We start from the raw sequence: 13507 nt of genomic DNA, 5'->3' as shown, positions 1-13507 counted from the left end.
GCTTGTCTCCAGTTCGAAGCGGACTCAAGTGACGAGGTTGTCGTCCGGAATATTCAATTCGATGCCCATCCGCTGGCCTTCCCGAAGGATGTGCCGACGCATCTCGGCGCTGGCCTGGGCGCTGTTTTTGCTGCGAATAGCGCGCACCACGGCTTCGTTCTCCTCAAGGCGCTCAGCCAAATGCTCCGGGGAGTTGCGCAGCACGTCGGCGCTTTGCTTGAGGGCGTTGCTGGTCTGTTGCACCACACTCTGGAAAATCGGGTTCGAGGTCAGCGTGAACAGCTCTTCGTGGAACGCGATGTAGGCGTTCACCCCGGCTTCACTGTCGTTGGCTTCCAGCGCTTCGCGCATGTCCATCAGGGTCAGGCGCAACTGCCCGACTTCCTTGCTGCTGATTGACTGCGCCACCAGGCCGACAATGAACGGTTCAAGCGTGTAGCGCAGTTGCAGCACGTCTTCCAGGCTCGCACCGGCGACTGCGCTGTCGTGGCTTTGGCTGTCGCTGAGATTGGCCTCTAGCACCACCACGCCTTTACCCGGCATGGAGCGCACCAGCCCGAGGGTTTCCAGCACGATGACGGCTTCACGCAGGCTCGGGCGGCTGATGCCCAGTTGTTCGGCCAGCTCACGCTGCCCCGGCAGCATCTCGCCGGAGCGCCACTGACCACGGGCCAAAGCGGCCCGGAGTTTCTCTACGACTGAATTGACGACGGTTGACGAGGTGATCACTGTTCGCTCCATGAGCATCCAAAACGATTGATGACCGTGCCTGCCCGTGGGCAGACACGGCGATTATTCAGAATTCCTGCTGATGTGCCGGGCCGACAGGTTTTCTCGGCTGGAAGGTATAACCCACCTGGCCAGAAAGTACTTTATTCGCCCGTTGGATATCGATGTCCTTTTCCCAGCGCGCGATGGCCACAGTGGCGACGCAGTTGCCGATCAGGTTGGTCAGCGCCCGGCCGATGCCCATGAACCAGTCCACTGCCAACACCAGCACCAGGCCTACTACCGGAATTGCCGGGATCGCCGTCAGTGTCGCCGCGAGAATCACCAGCGCCGAGCCGGGAATCCCGTGGGCACCTTTGGAGGAGATCAACGACACCAGCAGAATCGTCAGCAGATCGGTCATGGCCAGCGGCGTGCCGGTGGCATTGGCGATGAACACGATGGCCAGGGTCAGGTAGATCGAGAAACCGTCCAGGTTGAACGAGTAACCGGTCGGAATCACCAGCCCGACCGTCGAACTGCCGATGCCCAGATGCTCAAGCTTGCGCATGATTTGTGGCAGCACGGCGTCGGAGGAGGCGGTGCCCATGACGATCAGCAGTTCTTCGCGCAGGTACTTGAGCAACGGCCACATCCGCAGGCCGGACAGGCGCATCACCAGGCCGAGAATCACTGACACAAACGCGAAACAGGTCAGGTAAAACAGGCCGACCAGACTGCCCAGGTGTTGCAGCGAATCCAAGCCATATTTGCTGGTGGTGAAAGCGATGGCGCCGAACACGCCGATCGGCGCCAGACGCACGATCATGCCCATGATGCGGAAGATCACGTGGCTCAGTTCATTGATCAGCCGGGAAATACCCGACGCTGCTTCGCCCACCAGGTTCAGCGCACTGCCGAACAGCACCGAAAACAGCAGCACTTGCAGAATGTTGTTCTCCGCGAAGGCGCCGATTACCGAGGTCGGGATCAGGTCCATCAGGAACTGCGTGGTGGTGTGCATGTGCTGACCACGCTGGGCGATGTCGCCCATGTCGGCAGCGGAAAGCTGATCCAGATGAATGTTCGCGCCACTGCCGATGCCGGTGCTGAAAGCGAACACCAGACCAATCACCAGGGCGATGGTGGTCAGGATTTCGAAGTAGATCACCGATTTCAGGCCGATGCGCCCGACCTTCTTCAGGTCGCCGGCACCGCTGATGCCGCTGACCACTACGCAGAACACGATCAGACCGATGAGCATCTTGATCAGTTTGATGAAGCCATCGCCGAGAGGTTTGAGCTGGGCGGAGTATTCAGGAAGGGTCAGCCCGCAGACGATGCCGAGCACCAGTCCGAGAACCACTTGGAGGAAGATTGAACGCGAGCACCATCTGAGCATGGGAGGAATCCTGGTCGGTGTCCTGGCTGCCGTGCGCTTCGCGCATCAGATTCAGGACTTAATTATTGTGGTCTTACCGGTATGTCCAGTGCAGGCGCAGTCTAGGCGCTGTTTTTGGGTGATCGCAAGCATATTTTGAAAAATTGGCATGACCGGTCTTACCAGTTGAGCGCAATGCCCCGACCTTGAGCCTTTTCGCGGTTTGAAAAAATTGCGGACGAAAAAAAACCGGCCATCACTGGCCGGTTTTTTCATTGCTGCGGTTCTGCGGGCTGATTAGGCGCCGTATACCGGCAGCTTCTTGCAGATGGCCTTGACCTTCTCACGAACGGCGTCGATCACCGCTTCGTTGTTCAGATCCGCCAGGATGTCGCAGATCCAGCCGGCCAGTTCTTTGCACTCTGCTTCCTTGAAGCCACGAGTGGTCACAGCCGGAGTACCGAAGCGCAGGCCGGAGGTGACGAACGGGGAGCGTGGATCGTTTGGCACGGAGTTCTTGTTCACGGTGATGAACGCTTTGCCCAGAGCGGCGTCAGCGTCTTTACCGGAGATTTCCTGCTTGATCAGCGACAGCAGGAACAGGTGGTTCTGAGTACCGCCCGACACCACGTCGTAACCGCGCTCGATGAACACGCCGGCCATGGCCTGGGCGTTTTTCACCACTTGTTGCTGGTAGGTCTTGAACTCAGGTTGCAGCGCTTCCTTGAAGCAGATCGCTTTAGCGGCGATCACGTGCTCCAGCGGGCCACCTTGGGCGCCAGGGAATACTGCGGAGTTCAGTTTCTTCTCGATGTCGGCGTTGGCGCGAGCCAGGATCAGGCCGCCACGTGGACCGCGCAGGGTTTTGTGCGTGGTGGTGGTCACGACGTCAGCGAAAGGCACCGGGTTCGGGTAGACGCCAGCGGCGACCAGACCGGCCACGTGGGCCATGTCGACGAACAGGTAGGCGCCAACCTTGTCAGCGATTTCGCGGAAGCGCGGGAAGTCCAGGATCTGCGAGTAGGCAGAGAAACCGGCCACGATCATTTTCGGCTTGTGTTCAACCGCCAGACGCTCGACTTCGTCGTAGTCGATCAGGCCGTTGCCGTCGATACCGTACTGAACGGCGTTGTACAGCTTGCCGGAGGAAGAAACGCTGGCACCGTGGGTCAGGTGACCACCGTGCGCCAGGCTCATGCCCAGGATGGTGTCGCCCGCTTGCAGCAGAGCCAGGTAAACGGCGCTGTTGGCTTGCGAACCGGCGTGCGGTTGAACGTTGGCGTAATCAGCGCCGAACAGTTCTTTTGCACGGTCGATGGCCAGTTGCTCGACCACGTCGACGAACTCGCAACCACCGTAGTAGCGCTTGCCCGGGTAGCCTTCGGCGTACTTGTTGGTCAGTACCGAGCCTTGAGCTTCCATGACCGCAGGGCTGGTGTAGTTTTCCGAAGCGATCAGCTCGATGTGTTCTTCCTGGCGCTGAGCTTCTTGCTCCATGGCGGCAAAGAGATCGGCGTCGTACTTGGCAATAGTCAAATCACGGCTGAACATGGCGGTCCTCAAGGATCGGGGCAGAAAAGGGGGGCATTCTAACCCAATGGGTTTTAGATGGCATATGAAAGGACATCATGTCGCAGACAAGTGGGCTTCATGACCAGATATGCGGTGCGTCGGAGGGCCTCTTCGCGAGCAAGCCCGCTCCCACAGGGGAACGCATTTCAAAATGTGGGAGCGGGCTTGCTCGCGAAGAGGCCGCCCGCAACACCACAAGGCCTCAGTCGAACATGAACAACGCATCATTGCTGAACTGCGCCTCAAACCGGTTCGCCGGCATCGGCCGGCCGAACAGATACCCCTGAACCTCGTCGCAACCATGCTCGCGCAGGAAGTCGAGTTGCTCGTGGGTTTCCACGCCCTCGGCGATAACCGCCAGATTGAGGCTGTGGGCCATGGCGATGATCGCGCGGGCGATCTGCGCATCCTGCTCGCCCGACGGCAGGCCGTCGACGAAGGTGCGGTCGATTTTCAGCACGTCGATCGGGAACTGCTTGAGGTAGTTGAGCGATGAGTAACCGGTGCCGAAGTCGTCGACCGCGATGCTCAGGCCGAGATTTTTCAGCCCGGCGAGAATCTGCATCGCTTCGCTGACTTCGCGCATCAGGATACTTTCGGTCAGTTCCAGCTCCAGGCATGCCGGCGGCAGGCCGGTTTCCTTGAGGATGGTGGCGATTCGCGTGCCGAGCTGGCCGTCGGAGAACTGCCGGGCCGAGATGTTCACTGACACCTTCGGTACCCGGACCTTGGCCTGATGCCAGGTCTTGAGCTGACGGCAGGCCTCGCTGATCACCCAGTCGCCGACATCCACCACCAGACCGAGCTCTTCGAGCACCGGAATGAAGTCTCCCGGCGGCACCAGACCGCGTCGCGGATGGCGCCAGCGCAGCAAGGCTTCGGCGCCAGTCAGGCGTTTGCCATCGCCGCTGAACTGCGGTTGGTAGTAGAGGACGAATTCGTTCTGCTCCAGGGCGTGACGCAAGTCGCTTTCCAGTTCCAGACGCTCCAGGGCGCTGGCGTTCATATCGGCCTGATAGAACTGGAAGTTGTTCTTGCCGCGCTCCTTGGCGTGATACATCGCGGTGTCGGCGTTTTTCATCAGCTGGCTGAGTTCGTTACCGTCCTGAGGGCTCAGGGCGATGCCGATACTGGCGGTGACGAAGAACTCTCGGCCTTCAAGCACGAACGGTTTCACCAGGCTGGCGAGAATCTGTTCGGCCACATGAATCGCCCGGTTCAAGGCAATTTCACGGTTGGCCCGCGGTTGCAGCAGCAAGGTGAATTCATCGCCGCCCATGCGCGCCACGGTGTCGTCATCATCGACACAGCCGAGCAGGCGCGTGGCCATTTCCTTGAGCATGCGATCGCCAGCGGCGTGGCCCAGGGAGTCGTTGATCGGTTTGAATCGGTCCAGGTCGAGGAACATCAGTACCACCCAGGACTTCTGCCGTTCGGCCGATTGCAGTGCCGTGTGCAGGCGATCCTGGAACAGTGTGCGGTTGGGCAGGTGAGTCAGGGCGTCGTAATAGGCGAGGCGGTGAATCCGCTGCTCACTGGCCTTGCGTTCGCTGATGTCGCTGAAGAAGCACACGTAGCTGGCCAGATCGCCTTCGTCATCCAGCACCGCCGTGATCCCGACCCAGGCCGGGTAATGCTCGCCATTGCGTCGTTTGAGCCAGACTTCGCCTTCCCACGTGCTGTGCTGATGCAATTGCTTGAGCACGTAACGCAGATGGGCTTCCTGCTGATCGTCGACGGTCAGCATGTTCGGCAACTGGTCGAGCACCTGCTCCACAGCATAACCGCTGACACGACTGAAGGCTTCGTTAGCCTGGACGATGTAGCCGGCCGGGTCGGTGATCAGGATCGCCGAGGTCGAGTGCTCAAATACAGTCGCGGCCATGCGCAGGTCTTTTTCGGCCCGGCGTTGCTGGCTGATGTCGCGACCGACGCCCAGCACGCCCTCGAACGCACCGTGTTCGTCCCAGACCAGCACCAGCCGCAGTTCGATGGGAATCTTGCGCCCGTCGGCCCGCAGGCAGTCGAACAAAAACAGTTGGGTCTGCACCTGGCTGCGCAACAGCGCCAGTTGGTCGGGTTTATTCAGCGCTTTGCTGACCCGGTCCATCAGGCTGTAAATGCCGGTCAGCTGTTGCGGGTTGGCGATGGTCGATTGCCAGCCGTTCTGGAAAATCCAGTCGGCGTCGTAGCCCAGCACGGCTTGCACCGACGGGCTGACGTAGTTGAGCGCCAACTTGCTGTCGGTTGAGAAAATCACGTCGCTGATGCTTTCGGCAAGCATCCGGTAACGCTGCTCGCTGTCGCGCAGGGACTCACTGGCTTCAATCTGATCGGTGATGTCCTTGGCCACGCCGATGATTCGCGTCACCTGATCGTGCTTGTCCCGCGCCAGCGCCTGTTCGCGGATGTCGAAGCGCCGCCATTTACCGTCCCGATGGCGAAAGCGCAGCTGGCATTGCATCAATTGTCTGTAACCGGTCTGGCGCTGGGTTTGGCGCGAGCGGTGGTAGAAGTCGGCATCTTCGGGGTGCAGCAGAATTTCCCAGAAATACTCACCCATCTGGTGCAGTTCGGTGCGGTTGTAACCGAGTGTCTGGCCGAGGTGGTGGTTGCTGAAAATCATTCGCTGGCTGATCACGTCTTGCACGTACAGATGATCCGGCACGGTGCGCACCACGTCGGACCAGAATCCTTCACGCTCCAACAGCGACAGTTCGACCAGCTTGCGACTGGTGATGTCGGTGATGCTCAGGATCACCGCTTTATAGTCGTCCTGGTCTTCCGGCAGACGCAGGACCAGCCACAAGTGCTGGTCGCGGCCATTGGCGTCTTGCAGTTTGATTTCCAGTTCAAGCTGTTTCTGCTGGTTGAGCACCGCGTCGAGCACTTGATTGCCGATGGCGGTGCCGTCCTGCGGGTTACCGTCGATCAGCAGTTTCCAGGCTTGATCGCACGTGTTGACGTTGAGCAGTTGCAGGGCGACCAGGTTGACCTCGGTGATGCGCAGTTCCTGCAGCAGGTGCTGGCGTTGTTCCGGTGTCTCGAGCCAGGCCTTCAGGTGTTCGCTGCTGTGCAGCTGAGCCTTGTCGAAGAAGCTGTTGAGCCCGGATACGTCGAGTACACACAAGGCGACGCCGGTGCCTTCGAAAATATCCTGGTAGCGTCGACGGCCTTCGTGCACCTGGCGTTGGCGGCGGCGCATGTTCAGCAGGGCGATGAACGGCAGCAGCGAGAAGGCCAGGCCCAGAAGGCATTTGCCGATGAACGCCGGCAACAGCTGTTCGATCATCCGTTGCCGGTCGAACAACCCGCGCAGTTGCCAGTCGCTACTGCTCAGGGGCACGGTCAGCACGCTGTTGGCCACATCGTCCTCGGTCAGTTCGCCGGGCTTGGCCAAGGGTAGTGGCTCATCGCGACTGATGACTTGGTGATTGAAGCGGTTTTCCACCAGCCACAGCGGGCGAATACCGGTTTCGTTTTGTTTGGTCAGCGATGAAAAAAATGTCGGCGTCAGGCGCAGAACCCAGTAGCCGCGGGTGTTACCGCTGGCTTGATGCAGCAACAGGTGCACCACCGAGCCGTCATTGGCATTGCTGAAATAATGGGTCTGGGCGTGACTGCGCCGGACCAGTTCGCTCAGGTAGTCGGCGTCGTTGCTGTCGTCGGCACTGTCGCCGAGGACTTTCCCTGAAGGGCTGAGCAACGCGAGACTGCGCAGGTCAGGCAAGGATTTTTGCAGCTTGCGCAGCAGCACCTGCAGTTCGTCGGCGCTTTTTGGTTGTTCGACGATCGGTAGCAGGTTGAGGGCGATCTGGGCGTTGAGCGCCATGTTCAAGCTGACTTGCGAGGCCAGATCGGCGGTGTAGTCGATGGTGTACTGACGCTGGTTTTTCTGGGTCTCGCGCAGCTGATCCAGCAACTGCCAGAACAGCAGTGCGAGCAGCAACAGGACGAGCGTCGCCAGCGCGCCCTTCAAGGAGCCACGCAGGGGTGAGCCGGTCGCAGGATTGAGTGCGCTCACGGAAGAAGGGGGAGAGACATTAGACAAACTGTAATCCTGCGGTTTGGCTGGACTGGCGCGACGTGCACTATAAGCCGGACGCCCGGAGGGCGGCTAGCATGCCCTGAGTTGTGGCAAAGTGCCAGTCCCGCTCGGCTGGACTGCCTTCCGTCAATCAGGTAGCTTTGCCGGTTACGCGGGAGCGTTCCAGCTCCTAGAATCAGGCTTTTTCAGCGCGCACGCATTGATACCCATCAATCGGCCAACGCGCACGGCCTGGCCGGGCATCGCCCGCGCCCCAATCATTCATCGTTCACTGACCCTAGGTTCTCCATGGCTCAATACGTATTCACCATGCATCGGCTGGGTAAAGTTGTTCCGCCGAAGCGGGAAATCCTGAAAAACATTTCGCTGTCGTTCTTCCCGGGCGCCAAGATTGGCGTACTCGGCCTCAACGGTTCGGGTAAATCCACGCTGTTGAAAATCATGGCCGGCGTCGACACCGAATTCGAGGGCGAAGCCCGTCCGATGCCGGACCTGAACATCGGCTACCTGCCGCAGGAACCGATCCTGGATCCGACCAAGACCGTGCGTGAAGTGGTCGAGGAAGCGGTCAGCGTGATCAAGAACGCCCAGGCGCGCCTGGACGAGGTCTACGCGGCTTACGCTGATGAAGATGCCGACTTCGACAAACTGGCCGCCGAACAGGCCAAGCTCGAAGCCATCCTGCAAGCCAGCGACGGTCACAACCTGGATCGCCAACTGGAAGTCGCCGCCGATGCGCTGCGCCTGCCGGCGTGGGATGCCAAGGTCGAATTCCTGTCCGGTGGTGAAAAGCGTCGTGTGGCCCTGTGCCGCCTGCTGCTGTCTGCCCCCGACATGCTGCTGCTCGACGAACCGACCAACCACCTGGACGCCGATTCCGTCGCCTGGCTGGAGCACTTCCTGCACGACTTCCCGGGCACCGTGGTTGCGATCACGCACGACCGGTACTTCCTGGACAACGTCGCTGGCTGGATCCTCGAACTCGACCGCGGCGCCGGTATCCCTTACGAGGGCAACTATTCGGGTTGGCTTGAAGCCAAGTCCAATCGTCTGGCTGCCGAATCCAAGCAGCAGTCGGCCCACGAAAAAGCCATGAAGGAAGAACTGGAGTGGGTGCGCCAAGGCGCCAAGGCCCGCCAGTCCAAATCCAAGGCTCGTCTGCAACGCTTCGAAGAAATGCAATCGCAGGAATTCCAGAAGCGCAGCGAAACCAACGAGATCTACATCCCGGCCGGTCCACGCCTGGGCGACAAGGTCATCGAATTCAAGAACGTTTCCAAGGGCTACGGCGATCGCGTGCTGATCGACAACCTTTCGTTCTCCATGCCTAAAGGCGCCATCGTTGGCGTGATCGGTGGTAACGGTGCCGGTAAATCGACCCTGTTCCGCATGCTGATGGGCAAGGAAACACCGGATTCGGGCAGCATCGAAGTCGGCGAAACCGTGCAACTGGCGTGCGTCGATCAGAGCCGCGAAGACCTGGACGGCAGCAAGACTGTGTTCCAGCAAATCTCCGACGGTTCCGACCAGATCCGCATCGGCAACTACGAGATCCCGTCGCGCACCTACGTCGGTCGCTTCAACTTCAAGGGCGGCGATCAGCAGAAGTTCGTCAAGGACCTGTCCGGTGGTGAGCGCGGTCGCTTGCACCTGGCGCTGACCCTGAAAGAGGGCGGCAACGTCCTGCTGCTCGACGAACCGTCCAACGACCTCGACGTTGAAACCCTGCGTTCCCTGGAAGAAGCCCTGCTGGACTTCCCGGGCGCCGCCATTGTGATCTCTCACGATCGGTGGTTCCTTGACCGCGTCGCGACTCACATCCTGGCGTACGAAGACGACTCGCAAGCGGTGTTCTTCGAAGGCAACTACACCGAGTACGAAGCCGACCGCCGCAAACGCCTCGGCGAAGCCGCGACTCAGCCGCATCGTGTACGGCACAAGAAACTGGCCTGATTTCAGGTTGGTTGCATGAAAGAACGGAGCCTTCGGGCTCCGTTTTTTTATGGGGTTTCAGATAGGCCGCAGCGCGGCCATCGCGAGCAGGCTCGCTCCCACAGGGGAACGCATTTCAAATGTGAGAGCGAGCCTGCTCGCGAAGGCGGCCTAATGGTCACTCAATATCTATATTCAAAACCTCAATCACCAAATCTCCCGCCGGTCGCTTCCACAGCACTTCATCCCCGACCTGCGCACCGAGCAACGCCCGCCCCAGTGGCGACCCCCAATTGATCAATCCGCTGGCAGCGTCCGCCTGATCCTCGCCGACCAACTGCACACGCTGCTCTTTGCCCTGTTCATCGGCAAACGTCACCCAGGCGCCAATCTGCACTTTGTTGGTCGAGGAGGCCGGTACGACTAACTGAGCGCTTTGCAGGCGTTGATTGAAATACCGCCAGTCGCGCTCAAGGTCAGCCTGGCTCTGTTTGTCTGCCAGTTCACCCTTTGCACTCTGTTCATTGAGCAGGTTTTGCACCTCGGCGACTTTCACCTGCAACTGGGCCAGCCCCGTGGGCGTGACGTAATTGGGCTGCGCGCTGACTTGCCGTTCGACGGGCTGATCGGCTTGCGCGGCGGCATTATCTTCATTGACGAAGGCGCGACTCATGGTTGTCTCCCGTTATAGGGTTTGGGCCATGGTCGCAGGCTTTTAGTTTCGACAGATATCTGTGGGCGACTTATTGCGAGCGAAAAGCACGAGCGGCGTCCTGATCCTTCTGCTGCTGCCAGGCTTTGTTCCGGTCGTCCCAATGGTGGCTGCGATAATCCTCACGGTCCTCGCTTTCGCGCATCGCCTGACACTGACGGAAGCCATCGCTCCAGCCCTCGGCGTACTGCTTGTCCTTGAGGTAACGTGGAACGTTTTTACGAAACTCTCCGGTGATTGCCCCCGCCGCTTGCCGGCCACTGCTGCAACCGTCATCGAAGCCATCGGCGAATGCCGGTGGATAACCCTTGGCGATCAAATCCTCGTGGGTCGTCTGGCAACCCGCGATCAACATCAGCAAACCCGCCACACCCACGCAACGCCACATCTCAGACTCCCAGGCCGTCAACGGCCTATAGGAGAAGTCTAGGAGTGGATTCGTGAGCGGGATGTGAAAGAAAGATCAAAAGGTCAATAGTGATACCACTTCACCTCAAGCATCACTTCGTTCTCGGGCGAAGCCAGGTGGCTGAATTCGCGCTGGGCACTCAGGCGTAAACCCAGGTTGCGCGACAATTCCCACTGCTGATTCAGACTCACGCTACGGCGCACTTCGCCGTTGGTGAAGAAGTCGCCCTTGGCTTCCAGGCTGAAGTTGCCCAGCGGGTTTTTCCACAGCAAACCGCTGTTGAAGCCCGCCGCCGGTGCGATGAAGCCGGCAAAGTCGTTGTTGTGCTCAACGCGCACGGTGCCCAAAGCAAAGCCAAGCATGTCGTCGCCCAGTTGCCAGGTCCCGCCGCCACCGCCATTGACGTGGCTGACCAGAGTTTCGTCGTCATGCTTGCCCGGCACGCGCTCCAGGCCGCCGGTGACTTGCCACGAGAGTGGCTGCAGCAATTCATTGCGCGGGGTCAGGGAGCGGATGGTCGCCAGGTCCAATTGCTGCAACTGCCAGTGATTGCCTTCGTACTGGCGCAGTTTCATTTGCAGGATTTCAATCTGCGCGCCGAGGGGGAAGCTTTCGGCGTTGTCGTTGAGGTCGTGATACGCCATGCGCAGGCCATATTCGCCAAACGCCTTGTCGCCCCGAGTGCCGATGCCTGCCTGCCAAGTGCGGGATTCGTGGCCATCCTCAGGCAAGCCGGGTTGCGGGATGTCCAGTTCCGGCGCGGGGTTCTGGTTGATCGCCCGCAGAAGTTCGAAACTGCGCTGCGCCCGTTGCGGGTCGCGTTCCTGGCCGTTGGCGCGGTAGCGCTCCAGGCGATAGGCCGCGTCGATGATCAGCGCCTGACGATCCTTGGGTTGAGCCTTGAATGCCGGTTCTTGCAGTTGCTTCTGGTCGGCGCTGACTTTCAGCACCCATTCCTGTTCTTCATGGGGCAACGGCTCGGCGCGGCTCAGCAGTTCACGTTCGCGAGACGGTCGATACTGAATGGATTCCACCAGTCCGGCTTCTTTCACCGCTTTGACGGTGTCCGTAGGAATCGCGGTCAGCGGGAATTGTTCGGTCAATCGCAGGCTCGGGCGGGCCACTTGCAGCAATTCCAGCAGACGATAAGAGCAGTTTTCGTCGAAGAAAAAATAGTCGAACTGGATCTGCTTGAGCTCCCAGACGTGCTCGACCATGCGCTCGGTTTCTGCCTGGGTCAGGTTCAGGCGGTATTCCCACAGATCGCGATTCTCGAGACTGCGGTATTCCGAGAGTTTTTCCTGATAAGGCACCAGAGCAAACAGACCAGGATAGCCGCCCATCAAGCCTTTCCAGGCATACAGGATGCTGTTGTCCGAGCCTTCGATGTACGCGCCGAAGTTGATTGCATAACTGAGCAGGGCAGTTTGATCGCTCTGCACATTGGCCTGGTCGATACGCAGCAACGTATGGCCGAACATCGATGACGGACTGTTCAGATACGCCGCCGGGAAAATCATCACCGCACTGTGGGGCGAAACATCCTTGAACCATTGCTTGAATTCAGTGCAGTCCAGCGTCGGCAGATCGCTCAGGTTGAGCTGCGCCTTCAGCCAGCGGGTGCGGGCGGGATAGACGCATTGCGCATGCTTTTCACCGGCGCTGGCCGGGGCGTACAGCGCTTGCACGGTCGCCGCCAGCTCACGGTCCGGATGTTCATTGCCGTCGGCGGCGAGGAAGAATTTCTTGTCGCTGACATAGCTGCGCCAGCCACCGAGTTTGGCGGTTTCGTAGTGGCCCAGAGAAATCCAGAAGGGGTCATTGGCCAATTGCTGCAAACGTTGATTGTCGATTTTGGGCGTGGCAGACAGCGGGGCGCAGACACAGAGCGCCAGCCAGGCAAGGCGTTTGAGCATAGTGGGCAACTTAAGTCGAAAAAAACAAAGACCCAAAGGGGCAGGCCAAAAGGGCCAGGTTCAAAAAATAAAACCCGCCCCGAGAAGGAGCGGGCGGTTCGAGCTTAAGCTTGAGTAGCGTACTTGGCCAGACGAGGATCGCTCTTCAGAACGGCCAGGGTGTTGGTATGCACGTCGTCAGCGGTCACATCAGCCTTGCTGAAGATCTGCTGGAAGTGCTCATGAGTGACGGCGGCGAAATGCGCACGGTCTTCCGGCGCCACGCCCAGTACTACAGCGTAAGTGGTCAGCGCTTCGCCCTGACCTTTAGCCATGTCTTCAGAGAGCTCGTTCATCATGCCATTCATGGCAATCCAGGATTTGCCGCCATAGGTCAGCGACGCATTGGTTGCGCAACCGTTGGTACCCGAGGTCATCCCGAAGGTTGCGTTGCCGGACGTGCCGTTGGTGGTGGATGCCAGGAAGTGAGCCGGGGTGCCACGCTGACCTTCGAACAGCATGTTGCCCCAACCGCAATCCGGGCCGCCTGGCGCCTGAGCCATGGCGTTGATGGATACAGCGGCGAAGAGAGTACCGAGAAGAATCCGTTTCATAGCTTTGTTCTCTTTATGTGCATACCAATGGACAGGGGGCTGGCCCGATCTGGCGCCAGTGGGCCGGTTATTGTTCCAGCCGCGCAGTTTGGAGTTTAGGCACGTTCCTGGGGTTCCGTGATTTTTTGCGAAACATTCGTTGAAAACATTGATTTAAGCCCGCCCCGCTTGGAGATGTCGCTTTGTCTATGCTTTGGCTAGAGGCGCGCCTTGCAAGTGAGGTATGGGCAGCGCCA

At 59.5% G+C, this 13507-nt stretch carries 9 protein-coding genes; 1 reads left to right on the top strand and 8 read right to left on the bottom strand.

Features of this window, described 5'->3' with window-relative positions:
* Positions 1-24: 24 nt before the first annotated feature.
* From ACYZTZ_RS23915 to ACYZTZ_RS23900, 4 genes are all read right to left on the bottom strand, one after another.
* Positions 25-729: a FadR/GntR family transcriptional regulator gene (locus ACYZTZ_RS23915; protein WP_150658214.1), complete on the bottom strand. Its 705-nt coding sequence runs from the start codon at positions 727-729 to the stop codon at positions 25-27.
* A 67-nt stretch (positions 730-796) separates the two neighbouring features.
* Positions 797-2110, bottom strand: coding sequence for a C4-dicarboxylate transporter DctA (locus ACYZTZ_RS23910; RefSeq protein WP_461999895.1), 1314 nt, complete (start codon positions 2108-2110; stop codon positions 797-799).
* A 276-nt stretch (positions 2111-2386) separates the two neighbouring features.
* Positions 2387-3640 (bottom strand): serine hydroxymethyltransferase, encoded by a 1254-nt coding sequence (gene glyA, locus ACYZTZ_RS23905; RefSeq protein WP_033054266.1) that lies wholly within the window; start codon positions 3638-3640, stop codon positions 2387-2389.
* 223 nt (positions 3641-3863) lie between these two features.
* A complete protein-coding gene (locus ACYZTZ_RS23900; protein WP_461999894.1) occupies positions 3864-7712 on the bottom strand; it encodes a sensor domain-containing protein in 3849 nt (1282 codons plus the stop codon).
* Between the two features lie 285 nt (positions 7713-7997).
* Between ACYZTZ_RS23900 and ettA the strand changes: the two genes are divergently transcribed.
* Positions 7998-9662, top strand: coding sequence for an energy-dependent translational throttle protein EttA (ettA, locus tag ACYZTZ_RS23895; protein WP_046048776.1), 1665 nt, complete (start codon positions 7998-8000; stop codon positions 9660-9662).
* 157 nt (positions 9663-9819) lie between these two features.
* Here the strand turns inward: ettA and ACYZTZ_RS23890 are convergent, their stop codons facing one another.
* The 4 genes from ACYZTZ_RS23890 to ACYZTZ_RS23875 form a co-directional block, all read right to left on the bottom strand.
* Complete coding sequence (locus tag ACYZTZ_RS23890; protein ID WP_461999893.1) at positions 9820-10314, bottom strand: GreA/GreB family elongation factor; 495 nt, start codon at positions 10312-10314, stop codon at positions 9820-9822.
* Positions 10315-10384: 70 nt separating this feature from the next.
* Positions 10385-10741 carry a hypothetical protein gene (locus tag ACYZTZ_RS23885; RefSeq protein WP_461999892.1) on the bottom strand — a complete coding sequence of 119 codons (357 nt, stop codon included), beginning with the start codon at positions 10739-10741 and terminating at the stop codon, positions 10385-10387.
* Between the two features lie 83 nt (positions 10742-10824).
* Positions 10825-12678: an Lnb N-terminal periplasmic domain-containing protein gene (locus ACYZTZ_RS23880; protein ID WP_461999891.1), complete on the bottom strand. Its 1854-nt coding sequence runs from the start codon at positions 12676-12678 to the stop codon at positions 10825-10827.
* Positions 12679-12782: 104 nt separating this feature from the next.
* Positions 12783-13271: a DUF3015 domain-containing protein gene (locus ACYZTZ_RS23875; RefSeq protein ID WP_056742842.1), complete on the bottom strand. Its 489-nt coding sequence runs from the start codon at positions 13269-13271 to the stop codon at positions 12783-12785.
* Positions 13272-13507: the final 236 nt, after the last annotated feature.

It is taken from the genome of Pseudomonas sp. LB3P58 (genome assembly GCF_054897895.1).
The sequence above is the reverse complement of the archived record's forward strand: the minus strand, read 5'-3'. Positions and strand labels throughout refer to the sequence as shown.